We start from the raw sequence: 26,034 nt of genomic DNA on the forward strand, positions 1-26,034 counted from the left end.
TTGACATCGTCTAATTTCGTGTTGCCAGCCCTTATAAATCAAGGGCTGAAACATTGGCATGGATATCGCTATACATTGCTTGAATTATTCAATTAACATGAAAAGGAATAACAACAATGATTAGCTCACTAATATTATCTCTTGCAATGAATGCAGCACCAGCACCAAGCGTTGACGCTGTCACATTAGAAGTAGAACAAAGCGGAAAAAGAATCAAAATTTCTGATGAATTCTCAATAAAGCAATCTGGAAAAAGAATCAAAATTTCTGATGAATTCTCAATCAAGCAAGCTGGAAAAAGAATTAAAATTTCTGATGAATTCTCAATCAAGCAAGCAGGAAAAAGAATTAAAATTTCTGATGAATTCTCAATTAAGCAAGCTGGAAAAAGAATTAAAATCTAGGAGCAATTTATGATCAAATTATTTAAATCAATTTTCATAGCGGCACCTAAAGAAAACGCTATAGCTGCTAAAATTAAAATCATTGAAGTAACAGCTAAGTCTTTATAAGCTTATCTATGAGCCATAAAGAGCAAAGCTTTTAATAGATATTCGCGACAAGGATGTTAGCGGTTATATTTTACTTAAAGGACTCACACCTAAATTAAGCGCGAAAGACAAGGCAATTAAAGCCAAACATTTGATTGACTTTCATGCGTTTTTTCATACAAAACATCGGCCAAATCAACGGGCCAAATACTAAACCAGCAACAGCCCAACGCTTACGACCTAAGCCACTGGTTAACGCCTGACAATAGAAGAAAATTGAAAATAGTAACGCGACAACGCTAGCAACCAAAAACATACTCGTTTAGCCCAAATGCTGAATGAAAACTAATGGCGCGCAATATAATTGATCAAGGCTTTTTTTTCAACATTTTTAGAGTAAATATTCAACATTTCCTAGTTGATAAATAATGCCTTCAATGAATAAAAAAAGAGGCAAATCTATGCCTCTTTCTGAACAATATTTTGCCTCTGTAATGGCAAAAACCTACCGGAGTATAGGGTGACGATTAAGGATAAAATAACTCTCCCTTTTCAGCCATATCGACCAATAACTGACAAGGCGTGAATCTAGCATCCACTTCCTGCTTCCATTGGTTTAATTTCACCACAATGTTATTAGCACCTACTTGATCGATATACCTAAATGGCCCTCCTAAAAATGGTGGAAAGCCAATACCAAAAATAGCACCAATGTCACCGTCACGAGCATTTCGTATAATACCTTCATCGAAACACCGTACTGCTTCATTAAGCATCATATAAGTACAGCGCAAACTGATATCTTCCGTCGACAGCGATTCTGACTTAGTAATGCCGAGTAATTGATATACACTCTCGTCTACTTGCTTTTTCTTAGTATTGTATTGATAAAAGCCCTTCTTGGTTTTTCTTCCTAAACGGCCATCCTCAATCAGCTTATTGAATGCTGATGGCGGCGCAAATCGTTCTCCTAATTCAGCTTCTAAGATCGGACCTATTTTCGCTCCAATATCAATACCCACTTCATCCAATAATTGCATTGGACCCACAGGGAAGCCAAACTTAACCAAGGCTTTATCAATCTTCTCCACTGGCTCACCCGAAAGTAACAATATAGCTGCTTCATTCATATAAGGCGCTAAAATACGATTGACATAAAATCCAGCTTTGTCTTTTACCACAATCGGTGTTTTCCCTTGTTTTTTCGCCAATGCAACTGTCGTAGAAATGGTTTGATCAGAGGTTTTATCATGAGCAATGATTTCAGCTAAAGGCATTTTATCTACGGGAGAAAAATAGTGTAAACCTATCACATTCTCTGGGCGTTTAGCTTTTTCTGCAATTTGCCCTATCGGTAGGCTCGATGTGTTACTGGCAAATATAGTGCTTTCTTTACAATGGCTTTCAATATCAGCCACCATATTTTGTTTCAAAGCTAAGTCTTCAAATACAGCCTCAATAACAACATCTGTTGCTTTGAAACCTGTATAGTCTGTTGTCCCTGTGATCATCGACATTTGTTTTTGCTGTTCGCTTTTTTTCATAAAGCGACGTTTCACTTTCTTATTTAAGATATCAAAACTGTATTTCAGCGCATGATGAATGCCTTGATGATTAATGTCTTTTATCCGTACAGGCAATTTAGCTTTTGTTGCGGTAACAAACGCAATGCCTCCCCCCATCAATCCACCACCGAGTACTGCGACATTACTGATAGGTAAAGCTTCTACGCCTTCAATACCCTGTTCTTTTTTCATATCAGTTGTCGCAAAGAAAATTTGGCGCAATTCTTTTGATACTGGCGTCATCACTAAATGACCAAAATGATCCGCTTCGAGTTGATAGCCTTTCGCTGGAGATTGCTCAACACCGGTTTTAACACAATCAATAATTTTCAACGGTGCAGGGTAGTTACCTTTCGTTTTGCCTAATACGGTTTTAGTTGCTTGATTAAAAAGTACTTTTCTTCCCGGTGCCGTTCTTTCAAGGAACTTACCAAGCATATTAAGTTTAACCTTAGAGTATTTAGGCTTACCGCCGCTAACTTTGCCTGATAGAATTAATTTTTCAGCGACATCCGTTAGCACACTTTCAGGCACCACATCATTAACAAGCCCCGCTTTCAACGCTTGCTTGGCCCGGAGCTGCTTGCCTGTTAGCATCATATCCAAGGCTTTTTGAATACCTACCAGTTTAGGTAAACGCTGCGTGCCACCACTACCTGGTAATAAACCTAACTGTACTTCCGGCAGACCTAATGCAGTTTTAGGGTTGTCACTACAAATTCTGGCATGACAAGCCATTGCCAGCTCTAAACCACCACCTAAACAAGCGCCATTAATGGCAGCAACTACTGGAATGTCAATTTGCTCTAGCTGGTCAAAAATCATTTGCCCTTGTCGAGACAAGGCAATCGCTTCTTGTGCACTTTGGCAACTCGCCAACATGTTAATGTCTGCCCCAGCAACAAAAGAGTCTTTTTTACCGCTAACCAGAACCACGCCACGAAGTGTGTTGTCTTGCTTGATTTCACTTAAGACTTTTGAGACTTCTTCAGCAAAAGCAGCCTTAAGAGTATTCATTGACTCACCAGCAACATCCATCACCAAATGAGCAATGCCATTATCTTGTCTTACTAATGTAAAAGTTTGCTTATTGTTATCCATTAATCTGTCTCCACAATCATAGCTGCACCAAGACCACCAGCGGCACATGCGGTTGTTAAACCAGTGCCCCCTCCTCGACGTTTTAATTCATTGAGTGTTTGAACGATTAACCTAGTGCCAGTAGCAGCAAATGGATGACCATAAGCAAGCGAGCCTCCCATAACATTAAATTTATCCATATCAATTTCACCAATGGCTTTGTCTCGGCCTAAATGTTCTTGGGCAAACTTGTCACTGGCAAACATTTTCATGTTCGCTAGCGCTTGCGCCCCGAATGCTTCATGCATTTCAATCAAATCTAAGTCTTTTAATTCCATGCCCGCTCGTTTTAATGCTAATGGTGTCGCATAGCTTGGCCCCATTAACATATCCTGCCACACATTAATGGCAGCAAAACCATAACTTCGAATATAACCTAATGGTTGATAACCTAACTCTTTTGCCCGCCCTTCTCGCATAATAAGCACCGCTGAAGCACCATCGGTTAAAGCGGTACTGTTGGCCGCTGTTACCGTGCCATGTTTACGATCAAAAACCGGACGTAATTTTTCATACCCGGCTAACTCTGAGTTTTCTCGTATACAGTTATCTTTATCAATAAATGCTTTATACGGTTCAACATGTGCGGTCATCACTTCGTCGGCTAGTTTGCCTTCTTGCCATGATTTTGTCGCTAAAGTATGAGAACGATGTGCTAGCTCATCTTGTGCTTGACGCGTAATACCATGGGTTTTCGCCATTTGTTCAGCGGTTTGTCCCATTGATAACCCAGTTGAATACTCAGCAACAGCTGGAGGAACTGGTAAAATATCTTTAAAGCGCAAGGTTTTAAGTAATGACAGTTTTTGACCTAAGGTCTTAGTTTTACTCAGATCTAATAAAGTACGGGCGAATTTTTTCGAAAGGCCAATCGGTGCAACAGAAGATGAGTCAGCACCGCCAGCAATACCAACATCAATAATGCCAGCCATAATTGATTCAGCAACATTAACAGTAGACTGAAAGCTTGTCGCACAAGCGCGAGAAACACTATAAGCATCGGTACTAACATCCATGCCAGTACCAAGCACAATTTCTCTGGCTATGTTAGGCGCTTCTGGCATTTGTACCACCTGCCCAAACACTAGCTGTTCAATAATCGCAGGATCGACATCATGCTTTTTGATTAATTCGTTAACAACCAATTTGCCTAAATCAACTGCGGGTACACCATGAAATGCTGTTGCTTGTTTAGCAAATGGTGTTCGAAGCCCGGCAACAATGGCTATTCGCTCCCCACCCGCTGTTTGTAATTTTATCGTCATGACTTATCCTCATTGGTCATTGAACTTAGCTAAAGAGGTCTGACCTCTTGTTGTAATTTCATTCTACCTTGTAATTTTGATATTTCAACTGAATCACTGTTCCCCTTGAGTAATAATATGCTATTACTTCGGGTTCTCGAGTTTTATTCGACAATATGTTTTACATTTTATCTCTAGCACTTGTATTTAAAATCTTGAACCATATATAAAAGCTTAGGTCGAATCGATTAACTAACAATTCATTAACAATAAAGAACGAATCTATATGGCAATTGAATACTTTTCTTCGTTAAAAGCACATTTATCAAATCAAATTATTGGTCAAACGGCATTAGTTGATAATTTATTAATCGCTTTGTTAGCAAATGGTCACTTAATTGTAGAAGGTCCTCCAGGTTTAGCGAAAACGAGAGCGGTTAATGCATTGGCTGATGGCATAGAAGCCGACTTTCACCGGATTCAATTTACCCCAGATTTACTTCCTGCTGATTTAACGGGTACCGATATATATCGCCCTGAAGACGGCAGTTTTGTCTTTCAGTCAGGGCCGCTTTTTCGTAATTTGGTTTTAGCCGATGAAATCAACCGTGCGCCAGCTAAAGTACAATCAGCCTTATTAGAAGCGATGGCTGAAGGACAAATTACCGTAGGACGCAAAACTTATCCTTTACCTGAGCTATTTTTAGTAATGGCCACACAAAACCCAATTGAGCAGGAAGGTACCTACCCATTACCTGAAGCGCAATTGGATCGTTTCTTAATGCATGTTGAAATTGACTACCCTGATGCAGCCAGTGAGCTAGAAATACTAAAACTCAACCGTGGTGAAGCCATTGGTGAAGAGCAGCCTAAAGTCAGTGAAATTTCTCAAGCCGATATTTTTGCAGCCCGTGAGCAAGTGATGAAAATTCACATGGCACCTGCGATTGAAAAATACATCGTCGATTTGATCATGGCAACACGCCAGCCTGAGCAATATGATGATAAACTCAAACAATGGTTAGCTTATGGCGCTAGCCCTCGCGCAACAATCGCCCTTGATCGATGCGCAAGAGCGAGAGCGTGGTTACACGGCAGAGACTTTGTCGGTCCAGAAGATGTACAAGCAGTTTTTCACAATGTATTACGCCATCGGATCTTATTAACGTACCAAGCAGAAGCCGAAGGCATTAACGCAAACCAATTGCTTGATCATTTATTAAGTTTAGTCGCAGTCGCTTAAAGTCTACTATGTGGTTAAATCAAACGGTAAAACAACAGGCAACTCCCGATAAGTTACTTGAACAAGTGGCTAGTTCGGGGATCAACTTATCAATTAACGAATTAATCCAGTACCAAAATAAAGCTTCCTTGATTAATTTGACCGCCGCCAAAAACCTAAAAGGTCAAATGAGCGGAAATTACCTCGCCCGTTCTAAAGGACGAGGTATGGAATTTGATGAAGTTCGCCATTACCAAAATGGCGATGATATTCGCGCCATCGACTGGCGAGTCACGGCTCGAACAGGTAAAACCCACACCAAACTTTTCAGAGAAGAAGTTGAACGACCCGTGCTTATTGCTACTGATTTAAGTACCAACATGCTTTTTGGTAGTCAACTACTTTTCAAATCGGTACAAGGTGCACACCTTGCTGCGTTGGTAGCATGGCATGCTAAAGGACGAGGCGACCGTATCGGGGGTATTGTCTTTAATCAAACACAACATACTGAACTTAAACCTCGTAGCCGTAAAGAAGGCGTATTACACTATTTGCATGCCCTAACCCGTTGTCATAATGAAAGTGAACAACTGTTAAATACACCATTAAATGAACAAGCCAATCAATTAGCGTTCGAGCAAAACTGCTTGCGTTTACGCCAATTATCTCGGCCTGGTAGTTTGGTCTATTTGATCACCGACGGTTACCACGTTAATCAAGAAGCGATCCGCCATTTATCGAATATCAGCCGTCATTGTGAATTAGTTGTGTGTTTAATTTCAGATCCTTTAGAAAACGAATTGCCACCATGTGAGCATAAATTAACTGTTAGCGTTACCGATGGTGAACGCAAGCAACATTTAACCTTAGGTGATAAAGCCACAGCACAACGTTACCAGCAGCAGGCTCAAAGTTTTCTTAAACAAAAGCAGCAACTACTCGAAAAAGCAGGCGCACGATTACTCAGTTTCAGCGCCGGCCAGTTATTAGAAGATCAAATTAAAAACGGAGTAGCTCCATGGATCCGTTAAATCAACTGAAAGCGATACACATGCCAACTCCAGTAAGTAATTTTCCCCTTGCTTACGGTTGGTGGCTGCTTGCCGCATTCATTTTACTGACAACAGCTTTAATCATCCGTCACTGGTTAATGGCACGTCGCTTCAATCGTGCTAAAAAACAAGCATTAACTCATTTATCAAATAACCAACTCTCACAACAAGAAATACTTGAAACATTGAAATGGCTCTGTTTACAGTATTTTCCTCGTGCAGAAATTGCTGCTCTTCATGGACAACAGTTTGGTGAATTTTTAACACAGTTATTACCGGAACAATCTCAACAAGCTCCTTTTATTCAAACAATCGATCATGCGCTTATCACCCAATATCAATTGAGCTCGACTGAAAATACTGACAATGAGGCGCTGACCAAAGCAGTGACATTATGGATAAAAACGGCATTAACGAAAAAAAATATACAAACCATGAATGAGCGCCAACAAGCAGTATCAGGCACCTTAGCTGTTAAGGAGGCACAATCATGATCGAGTTTGCGCTTCCTTGGGTATTAATTGCATTACCTTTGCCCTTAGTTATTTATTGGTTGCCGGCAAAAAATAAAAATGAAGCAGCGCCATTACGCATGCCAACATTAGTTCAAGGATTACCGAGTACAGAAGCGGGCACAAGTGGCAAAAAAGCACCACTTTCCTTATTAACCAGTTTATGGGTGTTATTAGTCATAGCGACCAGTCAACCGCAATGGTTAGGAGATGCAGTAAATATCCCGACCCAAGGCCGTGAAATGATGGTGGCGGTTGATCTTTCTGGCAGTATGCAAGTAGAAGATATGAGTCTGAACGGCAACTCAGTGAATCGGCTAGAGATGCTCAAAGTGCTACTTGGTGAATTTATTGAGCGACGCGTGGGCGACCGTATCGGTTTAATTTTATTCGGTGATGATGCTTATATGCAGACACCAATGACTTTTGACCGTAAAACTGTACAGCAAATGTTAGATGAAACCGTTTTAGGTCTTGTGGGAAAACAAACCGCGATTGGTGATGCTATCGCCTTAGCGGTCAAGCGTTTCGATGAGAAAAAAGAGTCGAATCGAGTATTACTCCTGTTAACCGATGGTCAGAATACCGCAGGAAAAATACAACCTGATCAGGCGCTTGAGTTAGCCGTTGCCAAAGGTGTGACTATCTATTCAGTCGGTATCGGTGCCGATGTGATGATCCAGCAATCACTGTTTGGCCAACGCCGGGTTAACCCATCAAGTGAATTAGATGAAAAATCTTTAAAACGCTTAGCAGAGCAAACGGGTGGCCAATATTTTCGCGCCCGCAGCAGTGAAGACATGAATGAAATTTATCAGCTACTCGACCAATTAGAGCCTGTAGAGCAAGAGCAGCAACAAATGCGCCCTTTAACAGCATTGTTTTATTACCCGTTAGCACTTGCAGTTATTCTGGCGTTCATAACCCTTTTAATAAAAAGCTTGCCCTATTTATTACCTCGTCAAAGTAAAAATCACTCATTAGGTGGCCAACATGACTGATTTTCATTTTATTCGCCCATGGTGGCTACTTGCCATCTTCGCACTATTGATCGCTTTATATCTCATAAAACGATTACGTGTCAGTCAATCTGGCTGGCATCAACTATTACCCGCACACTTAGCAAAAGTGCTAGTTTCAGAGCAAAGCCATGCAAAGCCTGCTTCCCTGCTTTTACCCTTTATCATCGGCTTATTAACAATTATTGCTCTAGCTGGACCAACATGGAAGAAATTACCCCAACCGGTTTATCAGTTAGCCCGAGGCTCGGTATTAATGATGGATATGTCGTACTCCATGTATGCCACCGATTTGTCACCCAATAGAGTGACAAGGGCAAGATATAAAGCTATTGATTTGCTCGATAGCCTTAATGAAGGTGAAATAGGTTTAATCGCTTATGCTGGTGATGCGTTTACCATTAGCCCATTAACGGAAGACATTAACAACATCAAATTATTACTGCCTTCACTGAGTCCAGATCTTATGCCTGAACTGGGCAGTAACCCACTTGCAGCGTTAACATTAGCCGCTAAAATGTTGAAAAATGCCGGACATTTAGAAGGTGATATCTATTGGTTTACCGATGGTATTGATAACGAAGAAATTCAAGATATTACACAATGGTCACGAGATAACCCCTACCGTTTAAACGTTATTGGTATTGGTACACCAGCAGGCGCGCCAATTAAACTCAGTAATGGTGAACTGATGAAAGATAGTAATGGCGCAATTATTATTCCTAAACTAACAGAGCAAGCGCTTAAAGGTGTAGCGGAACGTGGTAACGGTCATTATGCCCGATTAACTAATTCATCTGCTGACATTAATCATGTCATCAGCCAACCGCTGACTAAAGAAGATGATAAACAGTCTGAAAGTGCGCAAACAGGTGATCAGTGGCAAGAATTTGGTCCTTATTTATTATTTGCGGTGTTACCTTTAGTATTAACTTATTTTCGTCGAGGCAACCTACTGACCATTATTCCTTTACTGTTTTTACTGACACCTAGCCAACCGGTTTATGCCGACTTTTGGAGCGATTTATGGCAAACAAAAGATCAACAGGGACAAGAATATTTTAATCAACAAGAGTTTACCAAAGCAGCAAACACCTTTGAAAACCCTCAATGGCAAGGGAGCGCACATTATCAGGCGGGCAATTATGAACAAGCTTTGCAAGCCTTTAAACAAGGAAATGATGCCAACGCGTTTTATAACCAAGGTAATGCGCTAGCTAAAATGCAACAATTAGATCAAGCAATCGCCGCTTATCAACAAGCATTAACACTTAACCCTGACCATGAAGATGCCAAAGCCAACAAAGCGCTACTTGAGCAACTTAAACAACAACAAGAGAATCAACAGCAACAGTCGGATCAAAATCAGCAAGATCAGCAACAAGACGATCAAAAGCAAGACGGTCAGCAGCAAAATCAACAACAAAGCTCAGACCAACAATCTAAGCAAGAGCAGCAAGAGCAGCAAGAGCAGCAAGAGCAGCAAGAGCAGCAAGAGCAAAATAGTCAGCAACAAAACGCAGATCAACAACAACAATCTGAGCAATCGGAGCAACAACAAAACGCTGATCAGCAACAATCCGAAGAGCAAAAACAGCAGCAGGCTAAAGAGCAGGAAGCTGAGTCATCACAAGAAAAAAGTGATAATGAAGAGCAAGCTGAACAAGCACGCCAAGCTCAAGCATTACAAGAACAACAAAATAAAGAAACCCAACAAAAGCATCAGCAATTGTTAAATAAAGTCACCGATGATCCGTACTTGTTATTAAGAAATAAGATGCAGTTAGAATATCAAAAACGTCGTCAAAATAGAAGTAGCGTAGGAGTTAAGAAAAAGTGGTAAGATTTATATATAGTGTGATCGCCCTCTTTAGCTTATGTGCATCACCCTTAAGTTTTGCATACATGACGGTCACTGCCTCAATCGACAAAAATCCAGTGGTAGTCAATGAATCATTTGTCCTCACTGTGGTTGCTGATGATGATGTAGACACCAATGCGCTTGATACCACGCCACTGATGCAAAATTTCGTTGTGGGTCGCACTTCTGTGAGCTCTCAAACCAGTATGATCAACTTTAAAACAACGCGATCCACAAAATGGAGTACGGTATTAATCGCTCGAAAAGCTGGCAAGATCATTATACCGCCATTACACGTAGCTGATCAGCAAACTCAACCCATTGAGCTAACGGTATTAACCTCAAATGATCCTCAAGCGAGTAAGCAACAGGATATCTTTATCACTTCCGAAGTGTCAGCAAAACAAGTGTATGTTCAACAGCAATTAACGCTCACAGTAAAATTACATTTTGCTGCTGAATTAAAGCGAGGCAGTTTAACTGAGCCCGAACTTGAAGATGCTAATATTACTCAAGTAGGTAAAGACAAAGAGAGTGACACCATTATTAATGGCCGCCGATATCGAGTCATTGAACGCACCTATGCAATCAGTCCACAACAAAGTGGTCAATACACACTGAAATCCCCCGTGTTTTCAGGTGAAATAATGTTGCCATCAAGCCGAAGAAATAGCTTTTTAAGTTTTGGTGAAACAAAGCCCGTCAGTGTGATTGGCGAAGAAATTCCGATTGATATCCGCCCCATCCCCGCCAATTATCAAGGGGTTTGGTTACCGAGTGAATTATTATCAATACACCAAGAGTGGCAACCCAGTGTCGAGCAATTTAAAGTGGGTGAACCTATCACTCGCATCATTACTTTAACTGCCGCAGGCTTGTCTGAGGAACAATTACCCGAAATTAACATGCTGATGCCTGATGGCCTTAAAGTGTATCCCGATCAAGCGGAGTTACACACTGGAATGAATAGCGGCCGATTAGTCAGTCAAAAAGTTAGAAACTTCGCCATCGTCGCCAACAAACCGGGTACCTATCAGTTACCTGAAATCACTATTCCATGGTGGAATACTGTCAGCAATAAAATTGAATACGCAACTATTGCCGCACAAACAATCAACGTGAGTGCAAATAAAGACTTCGCGAATGTGCAACCGGCAACAAGCTCAGCTCAGGAGCAAACACGACCAGAGGCAGTACCTGAGAAAATAATAGTCACTCAAACCTCTTGGTTGCAATGGCTCTTTTTCGCGTTATGGTTACTGACAAGTTTAGCTTGGCTAGCCACAGCATTAGCTAAGAAAAGATCCACAAATAAACTAAAATCAGAACATCATCAAACCAATAAAAGTTATCTGGCGTTAATGGCGGCTTGCAAGAAAAATAATGCTCAACAAGCACTACAATTAATCATTCCTTGGTATAACAGCATCTCTCAGCAACAAGTTGCTACTCTCAGTCAAGTCATGCAATCTGCTCAATCGGCTGAGTTAAGCGAAGCTATCACTAGCTTACAGCAAAGTTGTTACAGCCAACAAAATGAAGCGTGGCAAGGTCAACAATTACTAACGGCTATTACTGAGTTAAATAAAAAGCAAAATAGTAAGCGCAATACGCCTGTCCACTTTACCTTAAATCCATAACACTAAATTCCCGTTGGTAAATTTCGCCGCTGGTTGGAAAATTAATAGAATAATTTTCCAACCAGCACTAAGATGAGATCATAACCCCCTACGCTGTTTTCAGTTACGACTATTAAACCGAGACTTATGCTTAAAAAAATAATTGGAAAGAAAAAATCACCAACACAGGTCTCTTCTGATATGGCGACAAAACAAACAAGATACGAAGCGCTGGTCAAAGCCCTGCATAGCGATTTATACCGTTATGCCTATTGGCTATGTCATGATAAACAAGTGGCGGAAGACCTAGTGCAAGAGACATTTTTACGAGCATGGCGCGCATTGGACTCATTAAAAGATGAAAAAGCCGCTAAGTCTTGGCTGATCACCATATTACGTAGAGAAAATGCTCGCAGATTTGAAAGAAAACGCTTTGAAATGAGTGAATACGAAGAAGCAACGATATGCGATAGCAAAGCCACCGGAGCCGAGCAACAAATTGAGAACGACTGGTTACGGGAAAAGATAGCGAAAATGCCAGAAGAATATCGTGAACCTCTTGTATTACAAGTAATTGGAGGTTTTAGTGGTGAAGAAATATCTCAAATGCTATCACTAAATAAAAATACGGTAATGACACGATTATTTAGAGCACGAAATCAATTGAAAGAAGCGCTTGATGAACAGCCAAAGTTAAGAGGGCAACATAATGGATGATTTGCAATTTAGACGCAATATATATGCAGATCCCAATACATCGGATAGCGATACATTAGCAGCTAAACATTCAGATCCGGCTAAACGTAAGTTTGCCGAAGAACTAGCACAACTTGATCAACAAATCGCTCAAGCACTCAATATTGATGTGCCAGACGATCTCAGCGAGAAATTAATTCTACGTCAATCTCTTGCCAGTCACCAGCAACAGAAAAAGCGTAAGCGAATAAAATTAGCGTTGGCAGCAAGTGTCACTTTTGTCATTGGCTTAACGGTACAGCAATTACAATTTTCTCATGCCTACAGTTCCATCGCCGATTATGCGATTGCTCATACCAACCATGAAGCAATATATTTTAGTAATCAAGACGAAGCAAAAGTGAGTTTAGCTTCTTTAAATAAGAAAATGGCATCATTTAACGGCAGTTTTTCTGAACAAATAGGCGAATTAATCATGGCTGATTATTGCCGGTTTGATGGTACTAAGAGTCTACATTTAGTGTTTAAAGGGCGCTCATCACCGGTCAATGTGTTTATTGTCCCAGACAGTGAACATTTAGCTTTTAGTAAAGATTTTGCTAATGATGCATTAAGTGGCTTCGCCAGTCAGTTTAACCAAAGTAACATTATTGTGGTTGGCGATAAAAATGAGCCGTTAAAACAATGGCAACAAAAGATTAATCAGAACATTCGTTGGTCTACTTAATTAACACCCCCTGCGCTATTCATAATACCTCTGATGATTAAACAAAAAAGGTCGAACCTAGGTTCGACCTTTTGCTTTATCAAGTAATGACTTTAATGATGTTCAAGCATCTGTTCAAACGTTCGCTCAACTTCATCATGCGCGTGATGGGTAAGCTTACTCACAACAATGATTGCCACTGTCGACAAAATAAAGCCTGGAACAATTTCATAGACCAGTGAACTCAACGATTGTCCGTCAATGCTGATCGGTGCATAAATCCAGATAAGTACAGTGCTCGCACCAACTAACATGCCCGCCAAAGCGCCATTGCGGTTCATCTGTTTCCAAAATAAACTTAAAATCACAACAGGACCAAATGCTGCACCAAATCCAGCCCAAGCATTACTGACTAGAGTAAGAATGGTGCTGTTTCTGTCATAAGCGAGGAAAATCGCGACAAGTGCTACCACAAGCACCGACAAACGCCCAACAAAAACTAATTGTTTTTCACTGGCCTCTTTATTTAAAAAAGTTTGGTAAAAATCGCCTGTTAGAGAGCTAGACGTGACCAATAATTGTGAAGAAATCGTACTCATGATCGCGGCTAAAATCGCGGCTAATAAAAAGCCAGAAATCAACGGATGAAATAACACTTGTGAAAAAACAATAAAGATAGTTTCAGGATCACCAAGCTCGGTACCGGTTTTAGCGATATAAGCAATACCAGCAAAACCTGTTGCCATAGCACCTAACACTGACACTATCATCCATGTCATACCAATACGTCTTGCCACAGGAATATCTTTCAGCGAACGAATGGCCATAAAACGTACAATAATATGCGGCTGACCAAAATAACCTAAGCCCCAAGCCAAGGCAGAAATAATGCCTAAGGTAGATATTCCACCAAACATATTTAACAATTCAGGATCGATGGCCCTGATCGTATCATTCATGGATGAAATACCACCTAAGTCAGTTAACACCACAATAGGCACTAACGCTAAGGCTAAAAACATAATACAGCCTTGCACGAAGTCGGTTAAGCTCACGGCAAGAAAGCCACCAAATAAAGTGTAAACAACGACCACCCCAGCGGTGACGTATAAACCAATCTCATAGTCTAAGCCAAACGAGCTTTCAAACAGCTTACCACCAGCAACCACACCCGAAGACGTATATAAAGTGAAAAACACAATAATAACGACAGAAGACACTAACCGTAAAACGTGTGACTTATCAGCAAAGCGGTTCTCAAAAAAATCTGGTAAGGTAATTGAGTCATTAGCGACTTCGGTATAAGTACGAAGTCTAGGAGCGACAATAATATAGTTTAAAAATGCGCCAAAAGTTAACCCTATCGCAATCCACATGCTGCTTAAGCCTGAAACGTACATGGCGCCAGGTAACCCCATTAACATCCAACCACTCATGTCTGAAGCCCCAGCCGATAACGCAGTAACAGAAGGACTTAAACTTCTGCCACCCAACATGTAACCAGAAACATCGCTGGTTGATTTTCGATAGGCGTATAACCCAATAGCTAACATGACAATAAAGTAAATTGCCAACGATATAAAAGTTGCAAATGCCAAAATAATCTCCAATGATTGTTCTTATTTAAAAATAATCTGTTTAATGATGAATACCTAAATTAACGAGAAAACAGACATAATACACTAAGGTAATTTCTGTATTATTACTATGATTTTGCGATAGAATTTGAAAATTCAATCAAAAAGTAACCAATTTCAGAATTTATTCCCAATATAAGAAAAAAAGAGTGAAATTCTAACGAAATTTTCTTACTCTATAACCAACGCATTAACACAGGAATATCTATGTACTTCTATGCAGCCAGACAACCAATTCTCGACAAAGACAAAAACCTCTTTGCTTATGAATTATTGTTTCGCGATAGTATTGAAAATATTTTTCCCGATATTGATGGTGATGAAGCAACCAGTAAAATGGTTGAAGCGAGCAGTTTTCATTTAGGTATTAGTGAATTTACTGGCAATAAACCCGCATTTATAAACTTCACATTAGATACATTAAGTAAAGATTTTCCAAGAATGTTAACAACCGATGAGGTTGTTGTTGAAATACTCGAAACAATCAAACCAGGGAAAAAGTTATTATCGCTTTGTAAAGAGCTTTACGATGATGGTTATACATTAGCGCTTGACGATTACATACATCAGAAGGTTTGGGCTCACTTTTACCCTTATATCAAAATTATTAAAGTTGATTTAAAGAGTACAACCGTTGAACAAATCATAGAAATTAAACAAGCGATTAGTGAACATTCTCATATTCAGTTACTTGCAGAAAAAGTAGAGACTTACGAAGAATATAACCAAGCGCTCGAGTTGGGATTTGAACTATTCCAAGGCTTCTTTTTTGCTAAACCAGAAATGATGAAAACAAAATCACTGTCTCCGTCACAAATGGCTATGGCAGAGTTATTGTATGAAACATCAAAACCAGAACTGGATCTCACCAGTATCACCTCAGTATTTGAGCGAGATGTTTCGCTTTCCTATAAGCTACTACGCTATGCTAACTCCGCTATTTTTAGAAGGCGAAGTGAAATATCAACCATTAAGCAAGCATTAGTGACTTTAGGTTCTGGTGAGCTCAAACGATTCCTTGGTTTAATGTTCGCGGTCAATGTTAATCCAGATAAACCTTCTGAGCTAATTAACGCAGCCATGACCCGTGCAAAATTCTGTGAATTAATTGCCAGAGATTTAAGCACACCTGTTGATACTTCTATTGCTTTCTTAACAGGGCTACTATCACTTATCGATGCGATTTTAGATGAAAAACTCGAAAGCGTGTTGGAGAAATTACCTCTGGCTCAAGAAATAAAAGACGCCTTGACCACCAGAAAAGGTATGCTAGCAGCACTGATTATTTTGGTTGAACAAATAGAAAAAGCCCAATGGGAGAAAACTTCCACTGTTATGGATAAGCTTAAATTATCAAAAGATAAGGTTGTGAAAGATTATAATGAGGCAATTGCTTGGGCGGATGAACAATCCAAGTTAAGTCAATAATTGCCCTTATTTAGGACTAGTCACTCTCTAAAATAAAAAAGAGCCTATCAGGCTCTTTTTTAATGGTTACTATGCAAAGCCATTGGGGTTGTTCGACTGCCAACGCCAAGTGTCTTCAATCATCATCGCTAAATCACGCTTAGCCTGCCAGCCTAATAAGTTATTCGCGATACTGGCATCAGCAAACACAGTAGCAATGTCTCCAACGCGCCGAGGCACTATATCGTAAGGAATATCTTGACCGCTGATATCTTTAAAAGTATTGACGATTTCTAACACCGAGGTGCCATTACCCGTGCCTAAATTAATCGGTTGGCAACCATCAATATTATCTAATTGCTCTAATGCTTTCACATGGCCTAATGCTAAATCCACCACATGAATATAATCGCGAACCCCCGTACCATCTTGAGTGTCATAATCGTCACCAAAAATCTGCAATTTAGGTAATTTTCCTACCGCCACTTGTGACACATAAGGCAGTAAATTATTAGGAATACCATTAGGATTTTCTCCAATCAGGCCCGATTGATGTGCACCGATAGGGTTAAAATAACGTAAGCAGGCAATAGACCAATCAGCATCACTTTTCGCTAAATCAAACAAGATATTTTCTATCATTAATTTAGTTTGACCATAAGGATTAGTGGCAGAAGTTGGCATCGATTCATCTAAAGGTGAACAATTATTTTCACCATACACAGTAGCTGATGAGCTAAAGACTAACTTTTTCACCCCATGGCTTGCCATGACTTCAAACAAGGTGATAGAGCCCGATACGTTATTATGGTAATAACTAAGGGGTATGTCATTTGATTCGCCAACAGCTTTCAAACCAGCAAAGTGAATGACCGCATCAAAGCGATGCTCAGTAAAAAGACAATCCAATGCCGATCGATCACAAATATCGGCATGAACAAACGTGGGGGATTTACCTGTTATCGTTTCTATGCGTGATAACACCTCAGTTGATGAGTTCGCTAGATTATCAACAATAACAATGGTATGACCTAAATTTAATAGCTCCACTACGGTATGACTACCAATATAACCAGTGCCGCCTGTGATCAAAAGTTTCATGTGCGCCTAATTCCTTACTATTCAGCCTGTTCAATAATATTGTGACACGCTTTCAATAAACGATTCAATCATTTCTGTGGGCAATTGATTAATCCCAGCAGCACCTGCTCGTCCACCACCGGTAGGAAACTGAGCACAAATATCACCAGCACCTTGCTTATTAATAAGTGGTGCTCGCAAACTGACGGTATAGCTGCCATCTTCATTAATGGTAAAAACCGCATGAGCCTTTGAGGGTGAACGGTTAGCTAATTCATTACCAAATACGCCACTTACTCGCCGAGCCCACTTCTCATCGGGTAATTCCACCATTTTACATTGGTCATTATCAACAAGTACTTTCGCTTGTTCAGCTTGTTGCATATCAGCAAGATACGCCTGCTCCAGTTGAAAATAAACAGAGCCTTGCTCCGCTATCAAGGCTAAAGGATCCGGATAAGCTAATAAGGTATTGAATAAATCTGTCGGTGAAAAATGAAGATCATCTACCGTGCGGCCATAGCCGTTATAATTAATATAAATCCCTAAGTTTTTCAGCTGAGATTTTTCTAGCTCGCTTAGCGATAATTGTTGCGCTAGCTGCTCAGCCGAGGCGATCATATTATCACCATATGCTGCAGCAACAGCCCAATGGGCAAATTGACCATTAAGGTGCTGATTAATTAATAAACTGGTACAAGTATTAGCATCGGTATCAATAGTTGCGGATAAATGAGGGCTTTGTGGAATATCACCACTGCGGTGATGATCGACATAAAAGACATCAATATTATTCGCCAATAATTGCGCTAATGCCTGATGATTTTTTTCCATCGAGACATCAAGTACAGTCACGGAAGTCGCATCTAAAGGGACTTGCTTAAGTAAGTCAATATCTCGTTTTACCCCAGTAACTAACTGTGATTGTCTAGGCTCGGCCAAACGCAATTGTAGTAACGCAATAATTCCATCAGCATCACCATTAAAGACATCAAAATGCATTATCACTCCTGTTATTTTATATACTGATGTTTCACTAAAAACTGAACAACCTGCTCTGCACACTGAGCTACCGTTTGCTCTGCTGTTTTTACATGAATCGTTGGGCTTTCTGGAATATCGTAACTGGAATCAATACCGGTAAAGTCTTTAATTTCACCTGCGCGCGCTTTTTTGTACAACCCCTTTGGATCTCGTTGCTCGCATACATCAATTGGTGTATCAATAAAGACTTCGATAAACTCCCCTTCAGCTAACATTTCTTTTGCCATGGCTCGATCGGCGGCAAAAGGAGAAATAAACGCAGTTGAGACAATTAACCCAGCATCAACAAACAACTTACTCACTTCGCTGATGCGACGAATATTTTCCACACGATCTTCATCACTAAAAGCTAAATCACCATTTAAACCATGACGGACATTATCGCCATCAAGCAAGTAACTATGACAACCCCGTTCAAACAATAATGCATCAACAGCATTTGCAACGGTAGATTTTCCCGAACCACTCAAGCCGGTATACCAAAGCAGACAAGGCTGTTGTTGTTTTAACTGAGCCCGCTGGGCTTTATCGATATGCTGAGCGTGCCAGACAGTATTCTCTGTTTTCATGAGCATTTCATCATCTATTATTGATTAAAAAGGAAAAACGATTGGCAGTAATGTTAACACCACAACGCTATAAACAAGCGACACCGGCACTCCAAACTTCACTACATCTTTTAAGGTATAATTTCCCGCGTTAAACACCATCACATTGGTTTGATAACCAAAAGGGCTGATAAAGCTGCCACTTGCAGCAAAAGCCACCGCCATAACAAAAGGTAATGGACTTACCCCAAGGCCAATACTAATGCTATAAGCAATAGGAAAAATCAAGGCTGCAGCCGCACTGTTTGTCACTATTTCAGTACTTAGTAAGGTTAAAATAAATATGGCTATTAACACGAAATAAGCACTTTGCCCATACAACACAGATTCAATATTAATGGCAATAAGTTCAGCAACACCACTGGTTTCTAAGGCTTTTGCTAGCGTTAATGCCCCTAGCACTATCATCCAAATCTCTAACGGAAAACGTCGTTTGACTTCATTAATGGTTAAACAACCAGTAAAAATTAAAATGGCCACATAAAAGATCATGCACTTTAGCAATGTTACTGAAGTTAGCACTGAAACAGCTATTGCACTAATAAAACCAAATAACGTTAAATTATCACGCCAGCCAAACAACATATTGTCAGGTTGATGCCCTGATAGAATATAAAAGTTTTTAGATAAATTAGTGCGTGTACTAAAATCATTACCCACCGCTAACACTAAAAAATCTCCCGGCTGAATGATCAAAGAGCCAAGTTTACCTGAAAGTGCCACCCCTTCGCGACGAACAGCGACTACCGCAGCATCAAAACGCGCTCGAAAACCGGCTTGTTTCAAAGTTTTTCCCACCACAGCAGAATCGGGTTTAATTAACACTTCAGTCAAGTTATCCCTCAATAAACCATCTTGCTCTGCAAACAGGGTAAGACCATCAAATTGCTGTAATACCAGCACCTTTGAAACATCGCCCGAAAAAATTAACTTATCATTTGCCATTAACACTTCATCTGGCGCAACAGGTGAAATTAAACGTCCTTGGCGAATGACTTCGACTAAGAACAAAGCATCTAAATTTCGTAGACCATTTTCTTCCACGGTTAAATTGATCATTTTTGAATCGGGACTCACCCGAGCTTCGAGCAAGTATTCTTGATCGCTAGTCTGTGTTTTCACACTATCGGGTAAAACACGTTGACGTAAAATAATCACCAATAAACAGCAAAATAGCGCCACAATGCCGATAGGGGTAAAATCAAAAAAACTCAGCCCTTCACTGCCCTTATCGATCAACATAGTATTGATAATCAAGTTAGTAGAGGTGCCGACTAAGGTTAATGTTCCCCCTAAAATCGCCGCGAACGACAAAGGTAGTAACAATTTACCCGGATTAATCACTCGATTTTTCTGTACCGTTGAAATTAATGTTGCCACCACTGCAGTATTATTCATAAATGCAGAAGCAATAGCGGTAAAAGAGAGTGTACGTAAGGTGGAGAAGAATGCTGAGCCACTGAACATAACCGCCGACATACGCCGAAGTATAGAGGTTCGTTCAAAAGAAAATGATGCTAAAACCAGTAAGATTAACGTTACTAAGCCCGGATTTACCGCATTAGCCAACACATCGTTAGTATCAACATAAGATGCAGCTAAACAGGCTAACATTGCACCTGCAAACACCCTCTCTGGCACACGTTGAAACCGGATCAAACCAATAAAGGTCATCAAGAATATTGCAATTAGCAGCCACTGCATTGTATGCACGATATTTTTCCTTAAAGCAGCGTATCTTTTTGCTTTGTTTTACCAATTGCTCAGACAGAATACAACATTTGCCTGAGCAATCATCATTGAAAGATAAAGTCTATTTTAATTTAGAAATATCTCGTGCACCCCAGTGTGGGAAATGTTTGCGGATCAATGCGTTATATTCTAACTCAAAAGCGCTAAACTCATGCTGTTCGCCATTATTTACTACATGGTTGATCATCCCAGCCCCAACAGTAATATTAGTTAAGCGATCAATGATAATAAACGCACCTGTTGATGGGTTGTGCTGATATGCATCAAAATGTAATGGCTCTGCCACTTCAAAATTAACCGAACCAATTTCATTTAATGCCAATTGTGTAGTGTCTGATTGCACCATCGTATTAACATTGACTTGGTATTCCATCGAGGAAACGTGACCCGTAGTGATTTTACTGCCCTGTTTAATATAATACTCACGACCAGTTTCTAATTCATCTTCGTGCATCCACACAACCGTGGCATTAAATTCGTTGGCAGAATGCGGTAAAGCGCCTTTTTTAACGATCATTTCACCACGGCTGATATCAATTTCATCTTCCAAGGTTAAGGTGATCGCTTGGCCTTTATCGGCACGATCCAAATCGCCATCAAAGGTGACTATTGATTTCACCGTGCTTTCTTTACCCGAAGGCAAGGCAACCACTTCATCGCCAACACGAATATGCCCTGAGCCGATGGTGCCAGCAAAGCCTCTAAAATTAAGATGCGGTCGGTTTACATATTGCACTTGTAATCTAAATTCGGTGCACTCTTCTTTACCTTCTACTGTAATAGTATTAAGCAATTTCATCATAGTGGCACCTGGGTACCAAGGCATGTTCGGGCTCTCTTCTACCACGTTATCACCACGTAATGCAGAAATAGGCACAAAACGCACATCGGTGAAATTTAACTCATCAGCAAAGTCGCGATATTCTTTTTTGATTTCTTGATAACGATCTTGGCTGTAATCCACTAAATCCATTTTATTCACCGCAACCAGTACATGCTTAATACCTAATAGCGAACAAATAAAAGAATGGCGGCGGGTTTGCACTTGTACGCCATGACGAGCATCTATCAAAATAACGGCTAAATCACAGGTTGATGCACCCGTTGCCATATTGCGAGTGTATTGTTCATGACCAGGGGTATCTGCAATAATGAATTTACGCTTATCCGTGGCGAAATACCGATAGGCTACATCAATTGTGATGCCTTGCTCTCGTTCAGATTGCAATCCATCGACTAATAACGCGAGATCAACCTCTTCCCCCGTTGTGCCTGATTTTTTACTGTCACTTTCAATCGCAGCTAATTGATCTTCAAAAATCATTTTCGAATCATGTAATAAACGACCAATCAGGGTGCTTTTACCATCATCAACGCTACCACAGGTGAAAAAGCGCAACATTTCTTTATTTTCATGTTGCTTTAAGTAGGCTTCAATATCGCTTGCAAGTAACTCGGAGTTAGGGCTCATGGTTTTTCCTTGAAATACTGTGTTGCTGGTCAGAGTGTCTGACACAATTAACTAAAATTACGACGGCTTAAATAAGTGTATTTAAAAATACCCTTCCATTTTCTTTTTCTCCATCGAGCCAGCAGAGTCATGATCTATCACTCGCCCTTGACGCTCCGAGGTTTTAGTTAATAACATTTCTTGAATAATTTCGGGTAAGGTGGCTGCTTCTGACTCCACTGCACCAGTTAACGGATAACAACCTAAGGTTCTAAAGCGAACACTTTTCATCATCACCTCTTCGCCCTCTTCTAACGGCATACGGTCATCATCAACCATAATTAATGTGCCATCACGCTCAACAACTGGGCGCTCTTTTGCGAGATAAAGTGGTACAATTTTAATATTTTCTAAATAAATATATTGCCAAATATCTAATTCAGTCCAGTTAGATAACGGGAATACACGTATGCTTTCACCTTTATCGACTTTGCCGTTGTAGATATTCCATAATTCTGGACGTTGACTTTTCGGATCCCAACGGTGGTTTTTATCTCGAAATGAATACACACGTTCTTTGGCACGCGATTTTTCTTCATCACGTCTAGCGCCACCAAACGCGGCATCAAAACCATAATGATCCAGTGCCTGTTTTAACCCTTGAGTTTTCATAATATCGGTATGTTTAGCACTGCCATGCTCAAACGGGCTAATATTCATTTTAAGCCCTTCAGGGTTTTGATGGACTAATAACTCAAAGCCATATTCATCCGCCATCTGATCGCGAAATGCAATCATCTCCTTGAACTTCCAAGTGGTATCAACATGTAAAAGCGGAAATGGAATTTTGCCTGGCGCGAATGCTTTGCGCGCTAAATGCAATAATACCGCAGAATCTTTACCGACAGAGTAAAGCATCACAGGCTTATCAAACTCAGCAGCCACTTCCCGCATGATATGAATAGATTCGGCTTCTAATTTTTGTAAATGAGTTAAGTTCATCGACATCTTATAATTAAGTCCATATTTAATAATGATGAAGATTTTGCCATAACTTACACATAACTTCTATATAAGAAATAACCCTGTTATAGCATTAAGGAATAACAAAGTACCCAAATATAATGCATTTATTGATTTTCTTTCTTATAGTGATTAATGAGTGACAAAGTAGAATCAGAAAGCCCAGCTGGTGCTTCTCCAGCCATGGCAACTAACACCTGATGACTTAAGGTTTTACCCAGTTCCACCCCCCACTGATCAAACGAATTAAGCTGCCATAACGCCCCTTGAACAAATATTTTATGTTCATATAACGCGAGCAGAGCACCTAATGTTTTAGGTGTCAGTTTATTTATCAATAAGGTATTACTGGGGGTATTGCCCTTCATCACTTTATGAGGAGCTAATGTTGCAGCTTCTTCTCTCGTAACCCCTTGTGAGACTAAGTCTTTTGTTGCTTGCTCCAGTGTTTTTCCTTGCATTAAAGCTTCACTTTGAGCAAAACAATTAGCCACCAGTACGTTATGATGCTTAGCTAAATCAGTCTGGCTTTGCATGGCAACAATAAAGTCACAGGGAATAATATCTTCACTTTGATGCATTAATTGCATAAATGCATGCTGGCCATTGGTGCCTTCTTGACCAAACACGACAGGAGCGGTTTTCCACTCAAGTTTTTCTCCCTGAATCGATACCGACTTACCATTGCTTTCCATATCTGTTTGTTGCAAATAGCCGGGTAATGAGCGCAAAGAGTGATCATAAGGCAAAATAGCTAAACTGCTATACCCTAAACCATTGCGATTCCAGATCCCTAGCAAGGCTAACAACACTGGCATATTGTCGCTCAATGGAGCATTGAGAAAATGCTGATCCATTGTATTAGCACCACGCTTTATCGCTGAAAAATTATCGTTCCCAATAGCCAAAGCTAGTGGTAAACCAACCGCTGACCACAGAGAAAATCGGCCACCTACCCAATCCCACATCGGGAGAATATTGTCTTTTGCTATACCAAATTGCGTTGCTGCATCAATGTTGGTACTCACTGCCAGCCATTGCTGAGCGATAATATCTTCTGTCACCTGGCTCGCTAACATCCACGCTTTTACTGTTTGAGCATTAAGTAAGGTTTCTTGAGTGGTAAAGGTTTTAGAGATTACTACAACTAGGGTAGTCTCAGCGTTTAGCTGGTTCAGTTTTTCTTGTACTGCGCCGCCATCAACATTTGCCAACACATGAACATCTAGTTCAGGGTTTTGATATGGCTTTAATGCGGATAACCCCACCTTAATACCATAGTAAGAACCACCAATACCTATCGCTAACACATCAGTAAATTTTTGCCCAGATAAAGACAAGCGTTTACCTTGATAAACATCATCAACTATGCCAGCCATTTTTTGCTCGGTGGCAATAACCTCTGAGGCTATTTCTCTGCCTAAAGTTGTTTTTTTATCCTGCTCAGACGCTCTTAATATTGTATGTAAAACTGCACGATTCTCGGTACGGTTGATCTTCACGCCGTTAAACATCTGGGTAATTTTTTCAGACAAACCAGCGTGGTTAGCCCAATCAACCAATGCGGTTAATTCACTCTCTATAATATTTTGCTTGGAATAATCTAAAAAAATATCAGCACAAGTGACTGACATTTTTTCTACTCGGCTTGGATCGTTAAATAAAGGGGATATAGCGCGGTTTTTTGCCTTATTGGCTAGTGCAATAATATTTGCTAGGTTTTCCACTATGCATTATCCCTTAAGTATAGTCCCTTAAACATTTTCTCTTAAACATAGTCCCTTATGCATTGTTACCAACAATTTCACGTAAATACTGTTTAAACTCGGTAGCAAGTTCAGGATGACGTAAGCCATACTCAATATTAGCCTTCATATAACCAAGTTTAGAACCACAATCATGTGACTTTCCTGTCATATGAAATGCTTCCACCGTCTCAACTTTCATTAAGCTGGCAATGGCATCCGTTAATTGAATTTCATCCCCTGCTCCAGGCGGGGTAAACTCCAATAAATCCCAAATAGCACCAGATAATACATAACGACCAACCACAGCAAGATTTGATGGTGCTTCATCCTGAGCAGGTTTTTCAACCACCGCCGTCATCACTTTGGACTGTCCCGCTTCTAAAGCATGGCCTTCGCAATCGACCACACCATAACTACTGACTTTTTCCATCGGCACCGGTTCAACCATAATTTGGCTGTGGGCAACTTCATCAAAGCGACGTAACATAGCCGCAAGGTTTTCTGTTCTTGGATTGGCGCTAGCTTCATCTAAAATCACATCAGGTAACACAACAACAAAGGGCTCATTACCGACTATTGGCCTTGCTTTTAATACCGCATGCCCTAATCCTTTAGCTTCCCCTTGGCGTACATGCATAATCGTCACCCCTTTTGGGCAGATAGCTTGTACTTCTTCCAATAATTGTCGTTTAACGCGTTTTTCTAAAGTGGTTTCTAACTCGAATGACTTATCAAAATGATTTTCAATGGCATTTTTCGATGAATGGGTTACCAAGACAATTTCTTTAATCCCTGCATCAATACATTCATTAACAATATATTGAATCAGTGGTTTATCGACTATCGGTAACATTTCTTTGGGAATCGCTTTGGTTGCTGGCAACATTCGTGTTCCTAAGCCGGCAACAGGAATAACCGCCTTGGTAATTTTTTTCGTCATTTTACTCCCTTAATCGTATTTTTATAGATATTTACGAGGTATAAATTTTACATGAATGATACTATTAATGTCCTTATGAAAACCAGTATTTGGTGCTTTTTCTCTCAAAGTATATTACAAGTTTGCAACACAGCTGTTCAATATTATCCCGTTTCTCAGATGTACAAGAAAACTAACGCCTACAATCAAGCTTTCAACACACTGAACTTGCACTTCAC

22 protein-coding genes are annotated in these 26,034 nt (G+C 40.2%); 10 read left to right on the plus strand and 12 right to left on the minus strand.

Features of this window, described 5'->3' with window-relative positions; translation table 11 throughout:
• Window positions 1–116 precede the first annotated feature (116 nt).
• On the plus strand, window positions 117–404 hold the full coding sequence (locus tag IV514_RS08790; protein ID WP_206484620.1) for a hypothetical protein: 288 nt from the start codon (window positions 117–119) through the stop codon (window positions 402–404).
• Between the two features lie 202 nt (window positions 405–606).
• On the opposite strand, the gene IV514_RS08795 is transcribed toward IV514_RS08790, so the two are convergent.
• The 3 genes from IV514_RS08795 to fadI all read right to left on the minus strand — a co-directional run bounded on the left by IV514_RS08795 (window position 607) and on the right by fadI (window position 4,461).
• Window positions 607–807, minus strand: coding sequence for a hypothetical protein (locus IV514_RS08795; RefSeq protein ID WP_206484622.1), 201 nt, complete (start codon window positions 805–807; stop codon window positions 607–609).
• A 211-nt stretch (window positions 808–1,018) separates the two neighbouring features.
• Complete coding sequence (gene fadJ, locus IV514_RS08800; RefSeq protein WP_206484627.1) at window positions 1,019–3,157, minus strand: fatty acid oxidation complex subunit alpha FadJ; 2,139 nt, start codon at window positions 3,155–3,157, stop codon at window positions 1,019–1,021.
• Window positions 3,157–4,461: an acetyl-CoA C-acyltransferase FadI gene (fadI, locus tag IV514_RS08805; RefSeq protein ID WP_206484629.1), complete on the minus strand. Its 1,305-nt coding sequence runs from the start codon at window positions 4,459–4,461 to the stop codon at window positions 3,157–3,159. Before fadI ends, fadJ begins: the two co-directional genes overlap by 1 nt.
• A gap of 265 nt (window positions 4,462–4,726) precedes the next feature.
• Between fadI and IV514_RS08810 the strand changes: the two genes are divergently transcribed.
• The 8 genes from IV514_RS08810 to IV514_RS08845 all read left to right on the plus strand — a co-directional run bounded on the left by IV514_RS08810 (window position 4,727) and on the right by IV514_RS08845 (window position 13,148).
• Window positions 4,727–5,683 (plus strand): MoxR family ATPase, encoded by a 957-nt coding sequence (locus tag IV514_RS08810; protein ID WP_206484631.1) that lies wholly within the window; start codon window positions 4,727–4,729, stop codon window positions 5,681–5,683.
• 8 nt (window positions 5,684–5,691) lie between these two features.
• Entirely contained in the window at window positions 5,692–6,693 is a 1,002-nt protein-coding gene (locus IV514_RS08815) for a DUF58 domain-containing protein (protein ID WP_206484633.1), read from the plus strand.
• Entirely contained in the window at window positions 6,681–7,208 is a 528-nt protein-coding gene (locus IV514_RS08820; RefSeq protein WP_206484635.1) for a DUF4381 domain-containing protein, read from the plus strand. Before IV514_RS08815 ends, IV514_RS08820 begins: the two co-directional genes overlap by 13 nt.
• Entirely contained in the window at window positions 7,205–8,227 is a 1,023-nt protein-coding gene (locus tag IV514_RS08825) for a VWA domain-containing protein (protein WP_206484636.1), read from the plus strand. The genes IV514_RS08820 and IV514_RS08825 overlap by 4 nt, the downstream gene beginning before the upstream one ends.
• Window positions 8,220–10,088 (plus strand): VWA domain-containing protein, encoded by a 1,869-nt coding sequence (locus IV514_RS08830; RefSeq protein WP_206484638.1) that lies wholly within the window; start codon window positions 8,220–8,222, stop codon window positions 10,086–10,088. Before IV514_RS08825 ends, IV514_RS08830 begins: the two co-directional genes overlap by 8 nt.
• Window positions 10,089–10,150: 62 nt before the next feature.
• Window positions 10,151–11,746 carry a BatD family protein gene (locus tag IV514_RS08835; protein ID WP_206484640.1) on the plus strand — a complete coding sequence of 532 codons (1,596 nt, stop codon included), beginning with the start codon at window positions 10,151–10,153 and terminating at the stop codon, window positions 11,744–11,746.
• A gap of 126 nt (window positions 11,747–11,872) precedes the next feature.
• Entirely contained in the window at window positions 11,873–12,442 is a 570-nt protein-coding gene (locus IV514_RS08840) for a sigma-70 family RNA polymerase sigma factor (protein WP_206484642.1), read from the plus strand.
• Complete coding sequence (locus tag IV514_RS08845) at window positions 12,435–13,148, plus strand: DUF3379 family protein (protein ID WP_206484644.1); 714 nt, start codon at window positions 12,435–12,437, stop codon at window positions 13,146–13,148. The genes IV514_RS08840 and IV514_RS08845 overlap by 8 nt, the downstream gene beginning before the upstream one ends.
• A gap of 92 nt (window positions 13,149–13,240) precedes the next feature.
• On the opposite strand, the gene putP is transcribed toward IV514_RS08845, so the two are convergent.
• Window positions 13,241–14,725: a sodium/proline symporter PutP gene (putP, locus tag IV514_RS08850; RefSeq protein ID WP_206484646.1), complete on the minus strand. Its 1,485-nt coding sequence runs from the start codon at window positions 14,723–14,725 to the stop codon at window positions 13,241–13,243.
• 246 nt (window positions 14,726–14,971) lie between these two features.
• Between putP and IV514_RS08855 the strand changes: the two genes are divergently transcribed.
• Complete coding sequence (locus IV514_RS08855; protein WP_206484648.1) at window positions 14,972–16,192, plus strand: HDOD domain-containing protein; 1,221 nt, start codon at window positions 14,972–14,974, stop codon at window positions 16,190–16,192.
• Between the two features lie 69 nt (window positions 16,193–16,261).
• Here the strand turns inward: IV514_RS08855 and galE are convergent, their stop codons facing one another.
• From galE to galU, 8 genes are all read right to left on the minus strand, one after another.
• Window positions 16,262–17,272: a UDP-glucose 4-epimerase GalE gene (gene galE / locus IV514_RS08860; protein WP_206484650.1), complete on the minus strand. Its 1,011-nt coding sequence runs from the start codon at window positions 17,270–17,272 to the stop codon at window positions 16,262–16,264.
• A 30-nt stretch (window positions 17,273–17,302) separates the two neighbouring features.
• Window positions 17,303–18,253 (minus strand): DHHA1 domain-containing protein, encoded by a 951-nt coding sequence (locus tag IV514_RS08865; RefSeq protein ID WP_206484652.1) that lies wholly within the window; start codon window positions 18,251–18,253, stop codon window positions 17,303–17,305.
• An 11-nt stretch (window positions 18,254–18,264) separates the two neighbouring features.
• Window positions 18,265–18,864, minus strand: a complete 600-nt coding sequence (cysC, locus tag IV514_RS08870; RefSeq protein ID WP_241242260.1) for an adenylyl-sulfate kinase — start codon at window positions 18,862–18,864, stop codon at window positions 18,265–18,267.
• Between the two features lie 24 nt (window positions 18,865–18,888).
• Window positions 18,889–20,607 (minus strand): SLC13 family permease, encoded by a 1,719-nt coding sequence (locus IV514_RS08875; RefSeq protein ID WP_206485296.1) that lies wholly within the window; start codon window positions 20,605–20,607, stop codon window positions 18,889–18,891.
• Between the two features lie 109 nt (window positions 20,608–20,716).
• Window positions 20,717–22,126, minus strand: a complete 1,410-nt coding sequence (gene cysN / locus IV514_RS08880; RefSeq protein WP_206484655.1) for a sulfate adenylyltransferase subunit CysN — start codon at window positions 22,124–22,126, stop codon at window positions 20,717–20,719.
• Window positions 22,127–22,207: 81 nt separating this feature from the next.
• Window positions 22,208–23,113 carry a sulfate adenylyltransferase subunit CysD gene (cysD, locus tag IV514_RS08885; protein WP_206484657.1) on the minus strand — a complete coding sequence of 302 codons (906 nt, stop codon included), beginning with the start codon at window positions 23,111–23,113 and terminating at the stop codon, window positions 22,208–22,210.
• Between the two features lie 122 nt (window positions 23,114–23,235).
• Window positions 23,236–24,855, minus strand: a complete 1,620-nt coding sequence (gene pgi, locus IV514_RS08890) for a glucose-6-phosphate isomerase (RefSeq protein ID WP_346776909.1) — start codon at window positions 24,853–24,855, stop codon at window positions 23,236–23,238.
• A 55-nt stretch (window positions 24,856–24,910) separates the two neighbouring features.
• The gene (gene galU / locus IV514_RS08895; protein WP_206484659.1) at window positions 24,911–25,816 is read right to left on the minus strand and encodes a UTP--glucose-1-phosphate uridylyltransferase GalU; all 906 of its coding nucleotides are present in this window, start codon (window positions 25,814–25,816) and stop codon (window positions 24,911–24,913) included.
• Window positions 25,817–26,034: the final 218 nt, after the last annotated feature.

The organism is Thalassotalea sp. G2M2-11, from assembly GCF_017168195.1.
GTDB lineage: Bacteria > Pseudomonadota > Gammaproteobacteria > Enterobacterales > Alteromonadaceae > Thalassotalea_E.